A 14,601-nucleotide genomic window follows, 5' to 3' on the forward strand; every position below is an offset into this window, starting at 1 on the left:
TCCGTTTGCAAGGGGCGTGCCAACCATGTCGTCAATGCTTGCCTGCATATGTAGACATTGGAATAATTGGATTGTTGACAATCTGGCACGTGTCTTGCACGCACTTTGAACGTGCATGCACCCGGCCCTGGCCGCTCGCCAAGGCGGTGCACGATTCCTCAACACGGTGCATTTTTTGTGGAGAAGCCGATGTCCGACGCGCCCCAGCAACCCCTCTCGCCGGCCCAGGTGGTCGACGAATTCCTGCGCATCATCATGATTCCCGACCCCGCCGGCGCGCGCCGTTTCACCGCGCCCGGCCTGCGCATCCGTTTCACCGGCGGGCGCGCCATGAGCGACCCGGCGGAGTGTTCGGCCTTCAATGCCACCCGCTACCGCTGGGTGAAAAAACGCATCGAGCGCACCGAGACGGTGGCTGGCGGCACCGAGGCCGAGACCGTGGTCTACAGCATCGGCACGCTGCACGGCGAATGGCCCGACGGCACGCCGTTCGAAGGCAACCGCTATGTGGACCGCTACGTGGTGAGCCACGGCCTGATCACGCAGATGGAGGTATGGAACGACAGCGCCGAGTGGCTGATGGTGCGCGCTGGTTTAACCCGCTTGTGAGCAGGCTCTCCATGTCTGCACAGTACCTCGGGCCTTTGCCCGACCACGGGCGCTTTGCCTACCGCCCCATCACGCGCCGGGCTGACTACCGCTGGCCCAACGGCGCGCGGCTGGCGGTGTACCTCGGCTTCAACATCGAGCACTTCGCGTTCGGCGAAGGCCTGGGCGCCGGCATCGGACCAGCTTCGCCACAGCCCGACGTGCTGAACCACAGCTGGCGCGAATACGGCAACCGCGTGGGTGCCTGGCGCTGTCTCGAACTCTTCGACCAGCTCGGACTGCCCACCGCCGCGCTCATCAACACCGCGCTGTACGACCACTGCCCCGAGCTGGTGGCGGCGTTCATCGCGCGCGGCGACGAGCTGGTGGGCCACGGCCACAGCAACGCCGAGCGCCAGGGCGTGCTGCCCGAGGCCGCCGAGCGCGAGTTGCTGGTGCTGTGCCGCGACCGCATGAAAAAGGAAAGCGGTGCGGAGGTGAAAGGCTGGCTCTCGCCCTGGATATCCGAGAGCCGCAGCACACCCGACCTGCTGGCCGAGACCGGCTACAGCTACACGCTCAACTGGTGCCACGACGACCAGCCCATGCGCATGCGCACTCGCGATGGGCAAGGCCTGTGGGCCGTGCCCTACCCGCAGGAGCTCAACGACATTCCCATGATCGTGACCCGGCAGATGGATGCCAAGGACTTCGCGCAGATGGTCATCGACAACACCGACGAGATGCTCGAGCAGGCGCGTTCGCAGCCACTGGTGCAGGGCATTGCGCTGCACCCCTATCTGGTGGGGCAACCCTATCGGTTGCGCCACCTGCGCCGCGCCCTGCTGCACCTGTGTGCCGCGCGCGATCGCGGTGAGATCTGGTTCACCACGCCGGGCGCGATCTGCGGCCATGTGAACGGCCTCGCGCTGAACGATCCCGATCCCTTTGCATGAAAGCCGACATGAGTTTCCCCATCGTTGACACCGTGGGCGCCTGGGTGCCACACGGTCGTTTCGTGATCGAGCCCACCGCCAGCGGGCCATTGGACGGCCTGAGGTTTGTGGCCAAGGACGTGTTCCACGTGGCCGGCCAGCCCACCGGCGCGGGCAACCCCACCTGGCTGGCCACGCACGCCGTGCCCACCGAGCACAGCGCGGTGGTGGCCCGTTTGCTGGGCGCTGGCGCCACGCTCATGGGCAAGGTGCTCACCGACGAGCTGGCCTACAGCCTGCACGGCGACAACACGCACTACGGCACACCCATCAACAGCGCCGCGCCCGCGTGTGTGCCCGGCGGTTCGTCCAGCGGATCGTGCGCCGCGGTGGCCGCGCGCCTGGTCGACTTCGCGCTGGGCACCGACACGGGCGGATCCACCCGCGTGCCGGCCAGCTACGCCGGTCTCTGGGGTTTGCGCACCACGCACGGCCTGGTGTCGGCGCGGGGTGTGGTGCCGCTGCACCCCGCGTTCGACACCGTCACCTGGCTGGCGTTTGATGCCGCCACCTTCGAACGCGTGGGCACCGTGCTGCTGCCGCGCAGCGACTTTGCACCCACGCGCGTGCTCGTGCCGCAGGACGCTTGGGATTTGGCCGACCCGGCGTTTGCAGAGCCGCTGCAGCGCGCCCGCGATGCATTGGCCGCGCTGCTGAACACCGCGCCGCAAACGCTGCGCGTGGCCGGCGAGACGCCCCTGACCGACTGGCGCCAGACCTACGCCACCGCCGGTGCGCACGAAGCTTGGGCCATGCACGGCGCGTGGATCACCGAGCACCGTCCCGAGTTCGGCGCAGCGATCGCAGCGCGCTGGCGCGCGGCCAGTGCCGTGACCGATGACGCGGCCACCACCGCCCGGTCGCGCGTGGCCCAGGTGCGCGCGCAGGTGAGGGAACTGCTCGGCGGCGATGGTGTGGCCGTGCTGCCCTCGGCCGCGAGCCTGGCGCCGCGGCGCGATGCCGATCCCGCCGTGGTGGATGCGGTGCGACTGCGCACCATGGCCATCACCTGCATCGCCGGCCTGGCCGGCCTGCCCCAGGTGAGCCTGCCTCTGACGCTGCGCGACGGCAGCGTGCTGGGTGTCTCGCTGCTCGGCCCGGCCGGCAGCGACCTTGCCCTGATTAGACTGGCGGTGCAACTGCAAGGAACGCTGAATGCCCAACACCGCTGAACCCCCGGCCAGCAAACGCCGTGCGCCCCGCGCACCCAAGGGCGTTGCGGCACCTGCCGTCGAAGCAACGGACGAAGACGTGGAAGCGCGCATCTATCGCGCCGTGTTCGACAGCGTCATGAGCCAGCGCCTGGCACCCGGCACCAAACTGCCCGAGGCGCCGCTGTGCGCGTTGTTCGGCGTGAGCCGCGCGGTGGTGCGCAAGGTGCTGCAGAAGCTCGCGCACGACCACATCGTGCAACTGCGCCCCAACCGCGGGGCCATCGTGGCAGTGCCCACGCGCGAGGAAACGCAACAGATCTTCGAGGCGCGCCGTGCGCTGGAGGCCGCCATCGTTCGGCTGGTGGCCGAGCGCGCCACGCCCGCGGACCTCAAGGCGCTGCGCAAGCAGCTGAAGGAAGAACACCAGGTGATGCACCGCTTCGACCAGCCGTCGTGGGCGCGCCTGGCCAGCGCCTACCACCTGCGGCTGGCGGAGCTGTCGGGCAATGCCATCCTGCAGCGCTATCTGATCGAGATCGTCTCGCGCTGCTCGCTCATCGTGGCGGTGCACCAGCCGCCGGGCAACGCAGCCTGTGAGCACGACGAACACGAGCGCATCGTCGACTGCATTGCGCGCGGCGACGCCAATCAGGCGGTGGCCCTGATGGACCAGCATCTGCGCGACCTGGAGCGCCACCTGATGCTGGAACGGCCCGCCGAGCCGCACGGGCTGGCGCACATGCTGGGGCTAGGGTCGTGACTGGCGAAACGCCATCACCGCCTGGTTGCGCAGGGTCTTGAGCAGGGCAAGTTCCTTCTCGTCGAGCGCGATATCGGAGGCGCTGGCCTTGTCGGCGTAGATCAAACCAAAAGGCGTGCCCTTGAGCTGCAAGGGCAGCAACAGGAAGGCCGGCGCGTTGATCTGGCTGCGGTACCAGACGGGCAGCTTCTGCGCCACGTTGGGCACGCTGGCATCGCGGATCAGCGTGTCCAGGCCCTTGTTGCACACCATGCCGAAAAGATCCTGCGCGTCCTTGAGCGGCACGCGGAACAGCTTGGCCACCGAGGCGGCGTCGTCGCCCAGGCCGAATCGGCCGGTGAGGCTGTGCGTGGCCGCGTCGCGCAGGCAGAACAGCACGCGGCGAAATCCCAGCGCGCGGTACATCGTCTCCAGCACCATGCGCAGCACGTCGTTGAGCTCGAAGTCTTCGACCATGGCGTTGGTGATGTCCTGGATGCCGGTGGCCAGCAAGTCGGCCGACACCGCGCGCTGCGGGGTCGCTGGCGGGACGGTCTCGGCCGCGGCCGGCGCGGGCTCGGCCGTCAGTTCGAGTGGCTGCAGGGAATCGGCGGGCAGCACCTTGATCGGCGCGGGACGCAGCAGCCGGGCCGCGGGCGAATCGCCGGCCACCTGCACACCCATGGCCTCGGCGGTCTGCGCGAGTTTTTCGCGCGCGGCCAGCGCCATGGCCTGGATGTGCCTGCTCTCCAGTCCCAGGCCGCTGGCGTAGCGGGTGGACAGGCGCGCGAGCTCTCGCGCCAGCGCATCGCCCTCCTTGTGCAGGAAGGCGTCGGCCATTTCGTTGGACGCCAGGCACAACCAGCGCAGCCGCTCCTCGGTGTCCGCGGGCGTGCGCACCGGGGGGTTGCCTGCGGGTTTGCGCATGAGGCGCTGGATGCTGGCGGGCAAGTCCCACACCCGTGCCACGCCCAGGCCCAGGTCTTCGCAGGTCATGCCCAGCACACCGAGGGCCGCCACGTCTTCGCTCTTGCCGGCAGCCACGCCCTTGCGCATCTGCTGCGCCTCTTCGGGAAAGTAGAACTCGGTGAGCAGGCGGCCCAGGTTCTGGAACAGCGAGCCGATGAACACCTCTTCGCCCTCGCGCGAGTGGGCGCACAGATCGCTGGCGAGCGAGCCGGCCAGCAGCGCGCGCAGAAACTCCGCCTTGAGCAGGCTGGCGTGCGCCTTGTTCTGCATGTGTTCGAGCAGCACCAGGCTCATGGCGATGTTGCGGATGCCGACAAAGCCGATGAGGCTCACCGCGCGCGACACGGTGCTGATGCTGCCGCCGCCGGCGTGCGCGAACTGTGCCGTGTTGACCAGTCGCAGCAGCTTGTTGGTCAGCGCCACGTCTTTGAGAATTTCACTGGTCAGCGAATTCAGGCTTTCGTTTTCCGACGAGGCCATGCTCTGCACGCGCCCGATGGACTCCGACATGGCGGGGAAATCGCTTTTGTGGCGCATGCGCCGCAGCAGGAAGCCCAGCGTGGCGTGGCTGCCCAGGGCCTCCGGGGCGCTGGCGCTGTCTTGCTGCTGGCCCTGCCATTCGCGCAGCGCCTGGGCGAACACCTGCGCGCTCTCGATGCGCTGGCGCGCGTCGCGCGCCAGGCCCCGCATGAGCAGGGTGCGCAGCGCGTCGTCCACTTCGTGCACGCTGTCCTGTGGCAGCACGAGGTCTTCGTGGGTCACCCGGTAGATCGCGCGGTAGGTGTCGCGGCCATCGACCAGCGGCGTGCCGAACACCATTTCGGCGAGCACCAGGGCCGCGCTGAACACATCGCTGGTGGCGGTGGCGGGTTGCCCGGTGGCGGCCTCGGGCGACATGTAGCCCGGCGTGCCTTGAACCGTGTCGGCGTCCACGTCGGCCGCACCCATGCGCGCGGCGATGCCGAAGTCGGTGACCTTGGGGCGCAGGCCGCGGTCGAGCAGGATGTTGGACGGCTTGAGGTCCCGGTGCACCAGCCCGGCGGCGTGCGCCACCTGCAGGGCATCGAGCACCGGGAGCATCAGGGCGACGGCGTCGGCCGCAGGCAGCGCGCCGGTGTCATGCAGGTGCCCGGCCAGCGTCTGGCCGGCCACATACTCGAACACGAGTGAGGGCTGGCCGTCGATCATGTCGGCTTCGAACAGCGTGGCGATGTGCGGGTGGGCGAGCCGGGCCACATGGCGCGCCTCGCGCAGCCAGGGCTCCATGGCGGCACCGGCGCCCGGCCGCACCACCTGCATCACCTTGATGGCGACCAGCCGGTCCAGGCGCGGATCGTGGGCCAGCCACACCGTGGCGTGCACGCCCTTGCCCAGCACCTGGCGCAGTTCGTATCGGCCCAGGTACTTCGGGTGGGCAGGGCGGCTGCCGGTGCTGGGGGGAGCGTTTGATTTCACGTGGATCCGGAAGGGTTCAGGTGGCGTTGTTGACCATCACCAGCTTACCCTTGACCGAGCGCGACCCCATGATGGCGTAGGCCTTGTGCAATTCGCTCATGGGCAGGGTCTGGTCGATCACCGGCTTGACCTGTCCTTTGGCGTACATCACGGCCAGGGCCTGCATCATCTCGGCGTTGGCCTTGGGTTCGCGGCGCGCGAAGTCGCCCCAGAACACGCCCACGATACTCGCGCCCTTGAGCAGGGTGAGGTTCAGGGGCAGGGCAGGGATGGGGCCGCTGGCAAAGCCCACCACGAGGTAGCGGCCGCGCCATGCGATCGAACGGAAAGCAGGTTCGGCGAAGTCACCACCCACCGGGTCGTAGATCACGTCGGGACCCTTGCCGTCGGTGAGCTGCTTGATCGCATCGCGCAGGCCTTCCTTGGGCGTGTGCACGCTGTAGTTGATGGTGGCGTCGGCACCGAGCTGTTTGCACAGCTCGCACTTCTCGTCGCTGGAGGCGGCGGCGATCACGCGCGCGCCGGCGGCCTTGGCGATCTGGATCGCCGCCGTGCCCACGCCGCCAGCGGCGCCCAGCACCAGCACCGTCTCGCCGGCTTTCAGCGCTGCGCGGTCCATGAGGGCGTGCCACGAGGTGGCGTAGATCATGATGAAGGCGGCCGCGTCCACCGCCGGGAAACCGGCCGGCAGTGGCATGCACAACGCAGCGGGCGCGATGGTGTGCGTGCCGAAGCCTCCGGTGCCACTGAGGCAGGCCACGCTCTGGCCCACTTGAAGGTGCTTCACACCCTCGCCCACGGCGCGCACGACGCCGGCGTATTCCGAGCCCGGCACAAAGGGCAGGGCGGGCTTCATCTGGTACTTGTTCTGCACGATCAGCAGATCGGGAAAGTTCAGGCTCGCGGCCTGAATTTCGATCAGCACCTCGCCCGCCTTGGGCTCGGGCGTGGGCAGTTCTTTCCAGGTCAGGGCGTCAACGCCCACGGGGTTTTCACAAAGCCAGGCGTGCATGCCTTCTCCTTGGTGGTTGGGGTCGATGATCGGTCCATGATAGGCAGGCAGGCGACCTCGATTGCAGCGGGTAAGCCCGTTGTCTGTCTCAAGCGTGACCGGGGGGAACCCACCTAAAATCGTGGCAATGAAAATTCTCATCTCCAACGACGATGGTTACCAGGCGCCCGGCCTCGTGGCGCTGTATGAGGCCCTCAAGGGGCTGGCCGAGGTGGAGGTGGTGGCACCCGAGCACAACAACAGCGCCAAATCCAACGCGCTGACCCTGCATTCCCCTCTGTACGTGCACACCTCGCACAACGGCTTTCGCTACGTCAACGGCACGCCCGCCGACTGCGTGCACATTGCGCTCACCGGCTTGCTGGGCTATCGGCCCGATCTGGTGGTCTCGGGCATCAACAACGGGGCCAACATGGGTGACGACACCATTTACTCAGGTACCGTGGGCGCTGCCATGGAAGGTTACCTCTTTGGTATTCCAGCCATCGCGTTTTCGCAGACCGAAAAGGGCTGGGGACACCTGGAGGACGCGGGCCAGATGGCGGCGCGCCTCGTGTCGCAATTGCTGCCATCGCTGGAGAGCGGGGCCCCCGTCGAACCCTGGCTGCTCAACGTGAACATCCCCAACCGCCCACTGGCCGACATCCGGGGCTTCAAGGTCGCGCGTCTGGGTCGGCGCCACGCGGCCGAGCAGGTGATCTCGCAGACCAACCCGCGCGGCGACACCATGTACTGGATCGGCAGCGCGGGCAAGGCCAAGGACGACGCCGATGGCACCGACTTCCACGCCGCGTTGCAGGGTTACGCCACCATCACACCGTTGAAGGTGGACCTGACCGACCACGAGCGGCTGGCCTACTGGGCACCGACCGCTGCCAGCCTGTCGGCGCCAGAGGGGGTGCAACCCACGGGTGGAGCGGTTTCTTGAAAGACGGCGGCAAGGCCCGTCCAGGCTTTCCGGCCAGGCTGCCGGTGCTCCCGCACCCGCCAACGGTGCGCAAACCGGTGGCACGGGCTTCCCAGCCCGCACTGGCCCCGATCAAACCGGTGCCACGTCCGGCCATCAAGGCCCTCGCCGCAACGCGGCCTGTGGTGCCCAGCGGCGTGGGCATGGACTCATCGGCCGTGCGCGCATCCATGGTGCGCAAGATCCAGGCGCAAGGCGTGAGCCACGCAGGCGTGCTGGCAGCCTTGCAGGCGGTGGAGCGCCACCGGTTTGTCGACACCGCGCTGGTGAATCAGGCGTACGAAGACACGAGTCTGCCGATCGGCCTGGGCCAGACCATCTCCAAGCCCGGCGTGGTTGCGCGCATGATCGAGTTGCTGTGCGCCAGCCACACTGGAAAGCTCGGCCGGGTACTTGAGATCGGTACCGGCTGCGGCTACCAGGCCGCCGTGCTCAGCCATGTGGCGCGCGAGGTCTACAGCATCGAGCGCTTGCGCGGTCTGCACGAGAAAGCGCGCGAGAACCTTCGCGCCTTTCGCGTCTCCAATTTGCACCTGCTGTTCGGTGACGGCATGCTGGGGTACGCCAAAGGTGCTCCTTATGCCGCCATCATTGCCGCCGCTGGTGGCAACGACATCCCCCAGGCCTGGATCGATCAGCTGGCGGTGGGTGGTCGGCTGGTGGCACCGGCCGTGACCGCAGCGGGCAAGCAAAACCTGGTGGTGGTGGACAAAACCGCCACCGGCGTGGTTCGCACCGAGCTGGAGGCGGTGTTTTTTGTGCCACTAAAATCGGGCATCGCATGAGTGTCCCGCTGCCCTGAGCAGCGGCAGCGTTTTTTCAATCGGGGCCGCCTGCGGGCGTGTCCCGTCCATTGGTTGGGAGTTTTCATGTACATGCGTTTTCCCCAGGCACCGGGCCTGCCCCTTGAATCGCGTCGTTCCGCCTGGCGTGGTGCCGCGGTCCTGACCGTTCTGGCGGCCTTGCTGGTCACTGCGGGTTGTTCCACCCGGCGTGTGTCGGGTCCTGCTCCGGTGGAAGACCGCGGCTTGGTCCGACCCGCAGACATCGTTCCCCTGCCCGGCGCCGAGAACGCCGGCAAGCCCGGTTACTACACCGTGAAACCGGGCGACACGCTCTTTCGCATCGCTCTGGACAATGGCCAGAACTGGCGCGATGTTCAAGCCTGGAACAGCCTGACCAATCCCAACGCGATTGAAGTGGGTCAGGTGCTGCGCGTGCAGCCGCCGGCGCCAGTGCCGCCTTCCACGCCTGCCGTGGCCAGCACGCCGGTGAGTCCGGCCGGCGTCGTCTCCCGTCCGCTTACCGACACCTCGCCCGCAGCGGCTCCCATTCCAGCGCCGGCGCCGGCCCCTGCGCCCGCCTCGGCTGGCGCCGACGAGCTCAATTTCGTGTGGCCTGCGCAGGGCACGGTGGTGTCTTCGTTCGACGAGACGACGAACAAGGGTGTGTCGATCTCCGGCAAGATCGGTGATCCGGTGGTCGCCGCGGCCGATGGCCGTGTGGTGTACGCCGGTGCCGGTCTGCGTGGCTACGGCAACCTGATCATCCTCAAGCACAACAACACCTACCTCACGGCCTACGCGCACAACCAAGCCTTGTTGGTGCGCGAAGATCAAGCCGTGCGCCAAGGCCAGAAGATCGCCGAGATGGGCAGCAGCGACACCGATCGCGTGAAGCTGCACTTCGAGGTGCGCCGCCTGGGCAAGCCGGTCGACCCGATCGGTTATCTGCCGAAGCGTTGAGCCGGGCCACCATGGCCTGGCCCGTTCTTGTTTTCGACATCGAGTCGATCCCCGACATCGATGGCTTGCGCGCCTTGCGCGGCGAGCCGGCCGATCGGACCGACGAGCAGATCTACGCCAGCTGGCTGGAGGAACGCCAGGCCAAGGGCCAGAGCGACTTCATGCCGCTGCACCTGCAGCGCGTGCTGGTCATCAGCTGCGTGTTCCGCAACGCCGAAGGCCTGCGCATCCACTCGTTCGTGGACCGCGATGGCCAGAGCGAAGGCAAGGTGGTGCAGACTTTTTTTCATGCGGTGGAGAAACACACGCCGCAGCTGGTGAGCTGGAACGGTGGCGGTTTTGACTTGCCGGTGCTGCACTACCGCGGTCTGCGCCACGGCGTGGAGGCGAGCAAGTACTGGGATCTCGGCGAGGACGACCGCGAGTTCAAGTGGAACAACTACATCAGCCGCTACCACATGCGCCACCTGGACCTGATGGATCTGCTGGCCATGTACTCGCCCAAGAACAACGCACCGCTGGACGCCATGGCCAAGCTCTGTGGCTTCCCCGGCAAGCTGGGCATGGACGGCTCGCAGGTGTATGCGCAGTACCTCGCCGGGCAGACCGAGGACATCCGCCGTTACTGCGAAACCGATGTGATGAATACCTACCTCGTGTATTGCCGCTTTCAGAGGATGCGCGGCGGTTTCACCGAAGCCGAATACGAGCAGGAGATTGCGATGGTGAAGGAGACGCTGGGCAACCTGGCGCCCACCGAATCGCACTGGGATGAGTATCTGCGCGCTTGGGTCTGAAGAGCGTTGCTCCACGCTCGCCGTTGCGCGGGTTGCTGCACCTCCCATGGGAAACGCGGCCTGAGACAATCGGTGCATGACAACCGCCGCCACCCTCCACGAAAACAGCCTACTCACCACCGCCAGCGCCGCGGCCCACGACGCACCCGAGCGCCCCTTGCCCGACGGCTGGCTCGCGGTGGAATCCCTCGACATCGATGCCCAGGGCATCGCCCGCCGGCCCGACGGCAAGGTGGTCTTCATCGAAGGCGCCTTGCCCTTCGAGCAGGTCAGCGTGAACGTGCACCGCAAGAAGAACAACTGGGAAGCTGGCGTCGTCACGGCCGTGCACCACGAGTCCTCGCAGCGCGTGCGCCCGGGATGTCCACACTTCGGCCTGCACGCCGGAGCCTGCGGCGGCTGCAAGATGCAGCACCTGCACGAGTCCGCCCAGGTGGCGATCAAGCAGCGCGTGCTGGAAGACAACCTCTGGCATCTGGGCAAGGTCCGCTCCGAGATGATGCTGCGCCCGATCGAAGGGCCGGCCTGGGGCTACCGCTACCGCGCGCGCCTGTCGGTGCGCCACGTGCACAAGAAGGGTGAGGTGCTGATCGGTTTTCACGAGCGCAAAAGCCGCTACGTGGCCGACATGAAGGTCTGCCCGGTGCTCCCCGCCCATGTGAGCGAGATGCTCATGCCGCTGCGCGAACTCATCTTCGGCATGGACGCGCGCGAGACCTGTCCGCAGATCGAGCTGGCTTGCGGCGACGACGTGACGGCCCTGGTGCTGCGCCATCTGGAGCCGCTGAGCGAGGACGACATCAGCCGGTTGCGCGCGTTTGCCCAGCAGCATGGTGTGCAGTGGTGGTTGCAGTCCAAGGGGCCCGACACGGTCAAGCTGCTCGATGTGGACGGCCCCTTGCTCAGCTACGCCTTGCCCGAGTTCGGCATCACCATGCCGTTCAAGCCGACCGACTTCACCCAGGTCAACCCGGCCATCAACCGGGTGTTGGTCACACGCGCACTGCGCCTGCTCGATGCGCGCAGGCACGAACGCGTGATCGACTGGTTTTGCGGCCTGGGCAATTTCACCTTGCCGATCGCGACCACCGCTGGTGAAGTGCTGGGCATCGAGGGCAGCGAGGCGCTGGTGGCGCGTTCGCGCGAGAACCTGGCGCTGAACCAGGCGGGGCAGGGTGCTGCGCTCGCGCCCACCGCATTTGCCGCGCGCAACCTGTTCGAGATGACGCCCGGCCTGCTGGTGTCCGACGGGACGGCGCAAAAGTGGTTGGTGGACCCACCACGAGAGGGTGCGTTTGCGCTGGCCAAGGCGCTCGCCGACCTGCACCAGAACCCGGCTCAGCGCGGTGGCTGGACGCCGCCGCAGCGCATCGTGTACGTGAGTTGCAACCCGGCCACGCTGGCGCGCGACGCGGGCCTGCTGGTGCACCAGGCGGGCTACCGCTGCGTGGCGGCGGGGGTGATCAACATGTTTGCGCACACGGCGCATGTGGAGAGCATGGCGGTGTTCGAGCTGGACCCGACGCGCTTGCCCGGCCACGACCCGGCACCTGAATAGCCGACGCGGCGTGTCGCCGGCTCAGGAGGTGCGCGCCGGCTTGCCGCCGCCGTCGGGGGCTTTCGGGCCGGCGGCGGGCGCATCTTCTGCTGGCGCCGGCTCGGCCGGCATGCCGACGATGGCGTTCTCGCGCATGTACTCGTCCATCTCTTTCCAGCCAGCGAACACGGCGGCCTTGCCGGCGCGCGGGTAGCCGCCAAAGCAGTCCTCGATGCTGCGGACCGCGTGGCGGCAGGCGCTGCCGATGGCCTTGCCCTCGGCTTCCTTTTTCGCGGCCACCTGGCTGGCGCTTTCGACGCCCAGGGCGTCGCAGCCCGCCAGCAGGCTGGCGGCAGCAAGAAGGCAGGTGGTGAGGGCTGTGTGTCGCATGGTCGTCGGTGTGGGTTCCCAGTTGTTTCGGCGTTTGATGCAGGAACTTGACACTTGATTGGCAACGGACACGCAGCGGCAAAGAAAAAGGACCCGAAGGTCCTTTTTCAGAGTGCGAGGCCCGTTTTACTCGCGCTCGCCGCCGAACATGCCCAGCAGCATCAGCAGGCTCTGGAAGATGTTGAACAGGCTCAGGTACAGGCCCAGGGTGGCGGTGATGTAGTTGGTCTCGCCGCCGTCCACGATGCGCTTGAGGTCGTACAGCAGGTACATGCTGAACACCACGATGGCGATGGTGGCAATGGCTGCCATGGCGGCCGGGCTGCCCACGAACACATTGATGATCGCGCCGATCATGATGGCCAGTGCGCCCACGAAGAGCCACTTGCCCATGCCCGAGATGTCGCGCTTGATCAGGGTCGAGAGGTTGGCCATGACGAAGAACACGCCGGCCGTGCCGCCGAACGCGGTCATGATCAGGCTGGAGCCGTTGCTGAAACCCAGCACCATGGCCAGCATGCGCGAGAGCATGAGACCCATGAAGAAGGTGAAGCCCAGCAGCACCGGCACACCGGCTGCCGAGTTCTTCGTCTTTTCGATGGCGAACATGAAGCCGAAGGCACCACCCAGGAAGACGATCAGCCCCAGGCCGCCGCCCAGGCCGGCGGTGATGCCGGTTTGCACGCCCACCCAGGCGCCCAGCACGGTCGGCAGCATGGACAGCGCCAGCAGCCAGTAGGTGTTGCGCATGACTTTGTTGCGCAGCGCATCGCTCGATACCGCGGTGCCGAAGCGGCCGCTGGTGTGGACTTGGTCGGTCATGGTGGTGACTCCTTCATCATCTGACACGGGGGCCGGTGTCTGGGCATCGGAATGACGCCCAACCGGTGGAAACGCATTGTAGGGCGATGATCCGCCTGGGGCACACGGGGGTGGAAACCGCTCTTTTGGTAAGGTCACTTGTGACCTCATGACCCTCAATGGTCGCGGTATCGTCTCCCCATGGGCGCGCGGGCGCTCACAATCCCTGCCTGCAACCTTCATCTGACATCCCAACAGGACTTAAGTTCATGAAAAACAAACCCATGCTGGAAAGCGCCGACGTCAAACTGATCGCTGCCGCCGCCGAAGCCGAAGCGCTGAAGAACAACTGGGCGGTCACGATCGCCATCGTGGATGACGGCGGCCACTTGTTGGGCCTGCAGCGTCTGGATGGCGCACCCGCGATCTCGTCGCACATTGCCCCGTCCAAGGCCCACACGGCGGCCATGGGTCGGCGCGAGAGCAAGGTGTATGAAGACGTGATCAACCAGGGCCGTGTGTCGTTCCTGAGCGCACCGTTCATCTCGGGCATGCTCGAAGGTGGCGTGCCCATCATGAAGGACGGCCAATGCCTGGGCGCGGTGGGTGTGAGCGGCGTGAAGTCGTCCGAAGACGCGCAGATTGCGCGGGCCGGCATTGCGGCCATCGGGCTGTGAGTATTGTTTGCCCCACGCTCCGCCGCTTCGCGGGTCGCTGCCCCCGAGGGGCTGGCCTGGCTTGGGGCGGCCCTGCGCTGCGGCCGGAAAAAAGACCTGGCTAACCGGGCGCAACGCCCCTTGGCTGGTCAAAAACGACACTCGGAGATGATGAATTCTCCGAGGTCGCCCCACGATTCAAATACCTACTTGGTCAGGATCAGCTTGCCCTGGCGTGTGGCCTGCAGGCGGTAGACGGATCCGTTGTGGCTGATCGTCACGGCCTTCTGGCCACGCAGCAGCGAGTCGCTGGTCAGGGAAGGCGAAGCGTCTTCCCTGGGTTCGGTGTCGCGAACCGCCGGGGCGGGCTCCTGGCCGGGGTCCTGGCGAGGTTCGGTGTTCATGGCGCGGGTTCGGTGATGAAGCCGATCTTGCGCACGCCCGTGCGCTGCGCCGTGGCCATGGCCAGAGCCACGCGCTCGTAGCGCACCGCCTTGTCGCCCCGGATGTGCAGTTCGGGTTGCGGTTCCTGGGAGGCCGCGGCCTGCAGACGGTTCGCAAAGTCCGCGTCGTCCACACGCTGGTCGTTCCAGAAGTAAGTGCCGTCGGCATCCACCGACAGGCGGATGTTCTCCGGCTTGTCCAGCACCTTCTCCATGCTGGCTTGCGGCAACTCGATGTTGACCGCGTGCTTGATCACCGGCACCGTGATGATGAAGATGATCAGCAGCACCAGCATCACGTCGATGAACGGGATCATGTTGATCTCGCTCATCATGTCGTCGCTGTCCTGTTG

The 14,601-nt window shown here is 66.8% G+C and carries 16 protein-coding genes; 10 read left to right on the forward strand and 6 right to left on the reverse strand.

The features are described from left to right. Nucleotides 1–189: 189 nt before the first annotated feature. Genes V6M63_RS23505 through V6M63_RS23520 form a run of 4 tightly spaced genes read left to right on the forward strand, consistent with a single transcriptional unit; the run spans nt 190 to nt 3,497 of the window. Nucleotides 190–609: a nuclear transport factor 2 family protein gene (locus tag V6M63_RS23505; RefSeq protein ID WP_332745869.1), complete on the forward strand. Its 420-nt coding sequence runs from the start codon at nt 190–192 to the stop codon at nt 607–609. An 11-nt stretch (nt 610–620) separates the two neighbouring features. Then, nucleotides 621–1,544, forward strand: coding sequence for a polysaccharide deacetylase family protein (locus V6M63_RS23510; protein ID WP_332745872.1), 924 nt, complete (start codon nt 621–623; stop codon nt 1,542–1,544). Between the two features lie 8 nt (nt 1,545–1,552). Then, nucleotides 1,553–2,755: an amidase gene (locus tag V6M63_RS23515; protein WP_332745874.1), complete on the forward strand. Its 1,203-nt coding sequence runs from the start codon at nt 1,553–1,555 to the stop codon at nt 2,753–2,755. Continuing rightward, the gene (locus V6M63_RS23520; RefSeq protein WP_332745876.1) at nt 2,739–3,497 is read left to right on the forward strand and encodes a GntR family transcriptional regulator; all 759 of its coding nucleotides are present in this window, start codon (nt 2,739–2,741) and stop codon (nt 3,495–3,497) included. Before V6M63_RS23515 ends, V6M63_RS23520 begins: the two co-directional genes overlap by 17 nt. Here the strand turns inward: V6M63_RS23520 and V6M63_RS23525 are convergent. Both V6M63_RS23525 and V6M63_RS23530 read right to left on the reverse strand, forming a co-directional pair. Then, nucleotides 3,486–5,900: a protein kinase domain-containing protein gene (locus V6M63_RS23525; RefSeq protein ID WP_332745878.1), complete on the reverse strand. Its 2,415-nt coding sequence runs from the start codon at nt 5,898–5,900 to the stop codon at nt 3,486–3,488. The genes V6M63_RS23520 and V6M63_RS23525 overlap by 12 nt on opposite strands. A 16-nt stretch (nt 5,901–5,916) precedes the next feature. After that, entirely contained in the window at nt 5,917–6,912 is a 996-nt protein-coding gene (locus V6M63_RS23530; RefSeq protein ID WP_332745881.1) for an NADPH:quinone oxidoreductase family protein, read from the reverse strand. A gap of 127 nt (nt 6,913–7,039) precedes the next feature. On the opposite strand from V6M63_RS23530, the gene surE reads away from it, so the two are divergent. The 5 genes from surE to rlmD all read left to right on the forward strand — a co-directional run bounded on the left by surE (nt 7,040) and on the right by rlmD (nt 11,979). Then, on the forward strand, nt 7,040–7,840 hold the full coding sequence (surE, locus tag V6M63_RS23535) for a 5'/3'-nucleotidase SurE (protein ID WP_332745884.1): 801 nt from the start codon (nt 7,040–7,042) through the stop codon (nt 7,838–7,840). Continuing rightward, a complete protein-coding gene (locus tag V6M63_RS23540; protein WP_442909643.1) occupies nt 7,837–8,664 on the forward strand; it encodes a protein-L-isoaspartate(D-aspartate) O-methyltransferase in 828 nt (275 codons plus the stop codon). The genes surE and V6M63_RS23540 overlap by 4 nt, the downstream gene beginning before the upstream one ends. A gap of 84 nt (nt 8,665–8,748) precedes the next feature. Next, on the forward strand, nt 8,749–9,624 hold the full coding sequence (locus tag V6M63_RS23545) for a peptidoglycan DD-metalloendopeptidase family protein (RefSeq protein WP_332745886.1): 876 nt from the start codon (nt 8,749–8,751) through the stop codon (nt 9,622–9,624). An 11-nt stretch (nt 9,625–9,635) separates the two neighbouring features. Next, nucleotides 9,636–10,421, forward strand: coding sequence for a 3'-5' exonuclease (locus V6M63_RS23550; protein WP_332745888.1), 786 nt, complete (start codon nt 9,636–9,638; stop codon nt 10,419–10,421). A 76-nt stretch (nt 10,422–10,497) separates the two neighbouring features. Next, nucleotides 10,498–11,979, forward strand: coding sequence for a 23S rRNA (uracil(1939)-C(5))-methyltransferase RlmD (rlmD, locus tag V6M63_RS23555; RefSeq protein WP_332745889.1), 1,482 nt, complete (start codon nt 10,498–10,500; stop codon nt 11,977–11,979). A 21-nt stretch (nt 11,980–12,000) separates the two neighbouring features. Here rlmD and V6M63_RS23560 read toward each other — a convergent pair whose 3' ends face one another. After that, nucleotides 12,001–12,348, reverse strand: a complete 348-nt coding sequence (locus V6M63_RS23560) for a hypothetical protein (protein ID WP_332745890.1) — start codon at nt 12,346–12,348, stop codon at nt 12,001–12,003. Between the two features lie 126 nt (nt 12,349–12,474). Beyond that, nucleotides 12,475–13,170: a Bax inhibitor-1 family protein gene (locus tag V6M63_RS23565; RefSeq protein WP_332745892.1), complete on the reverse strand. Its 696-nt coding sequence runs from the start codon at nt 13,168–13,170 to the stop codon at nt 12,475–12,477. A 248-nt stretch (nt 13,171–13,418) separates the two neighbouring features. Here V6M63_RS23565 and V6M63_RS23570 point away from each other — a divergent pair, with 248 nt between their 5' ends. After that, entirely contained in the window at nt 13,419–13,826 is a 408-nt protein-coding gene (locus V6M63_RS23570; protein ID WP_332745894.1) for a GlcG/HbpS family heme-binding protein, read from the forward strand. A gap of 185 nt (nt 13,827–14,011) precedes the next feature. On the opposite strand, the gene hemP is transcribed toward V6M63_RS23570, so the two are convergent. Beyond that, on the reverse strand, nt 14,012–14,209 hold the full coding sequence (hemP, locus tag V6M63_RS23575) for a hemin uptake protein HemP (RefSeq protein WP_332745896.1): 198 nt from the start codon (nt 14,207–14,209) through the stop codon (nt 14,012–14,014). Continuing rightward, nucleotides 14,206–14,601: ExbD/TolR family protein (locus V6M63_RS23580; protein WP_332745898.1), on the reverse strand; the 396-nt coding region annotated here is incomplete at its 5' end. The genes V6M63_RS23580 and hemP, both read right to left, overlap by 4 nt.

It is taken from the genome of Hydrogenophaga sp. (genome assembly GCF_036675665.1).
Classification (GTDB): Bacteria; Pseudomonadota; Gammaproteobacteria; order Burkholderiales; family Burkholderiaceae_C; genus Hydrogenophaga.

Bases quoted from the DNA above. Each gene is read 5' to 3' on its own strand.
- V6M63_RS23560 (WP_332745890.1), bottom strand. From the start codon at position 12,348: ATGCGACACACAGCCCTCACCACCTGCCTTCTTGCTGCCGCCAGCCTG.
- V6M63_RS23565 (WP_332745892.1), bottom strand. From the start codon at position 13,170: ATGACCGACCAAGTCCACACCAGCGGCCGCTTCGGCACCGCGGTATCG.
- surE (WP_332745884.1), top strand. From the start codon at position 7,040: ATGAAAATTCTCATCTCCAACGACGATGGTTACCAGGCGCCCGGCCTC.
- V6M63_RS23530 (WP_332745881.1), bottom strand. From the start codon at position 6,912: ATGCACGCCTGGCTTTGTGAAAACCCCGTGGGCGTTGACGCCCTGACC.
- V6M63_RS23545 (WP_332745886.1), top strand. From the start codon at position 8,749: ATGTACATGCGTTTTCCCCAGGCACCGGGCCTGCCCCTTGAATCGCGT.
- hemP (WP_332745896.1), bottom strand. From the start codon at position 14,209: ATGAACACCGAACCTCGCCAGGACCCCGGCCAGGAGCCCGCCCCGGCG.
- V6M63_RS23520 (WP_332745876.1), top strand. From the start codon at position 2,739: ATGCCCAACACCGCTGAACCCCCGGCCAGCAAACGCCGTGCGCCCCGC.
- V6M63_RS23570 (WP_332745894.1), top strand. From the start codon at position 13,419: ATGAAAAACAAACCCATGCTGGAAAGCGCCGACGTCAAACTGATCGCT.
- V6M63_RS23515 (WP_332745874.1), top strand. From the start codon at position 1,553: ATGAGTTTCCCCATCGTTGACACCGTGGGCGCCTGGGTGCCACACGGT.
- rlmD (WP_332745889.1), top strand. From the start codon at position 10,498: ATGACAACCGCCGCCACCCTCCACGAAAACAGCCTACTCACCACCGCC.
- V6M63_RS23505 (WP_332745869.1), top strand. From the start codon at position 190: ATGTCCGACGCGCCCCAGCAACCCCTCTCGCCGGCCCAGGTGGTCGAC.
- V6M63_RS23510 (WP_332745872.1), top strand. From the start codon at position 621: ATGTCTGCACAGTACCTCGGGCCTTTGCCCGACCACGGGCGCTTTGCC.
- V6M63_RS23550 (WP_332745888.1), top strand. From the start codon at position 9,636: ATGGCCTGGCCCGTTCTTGTTTTCGACATCGAGTCGATCCCCGACATC.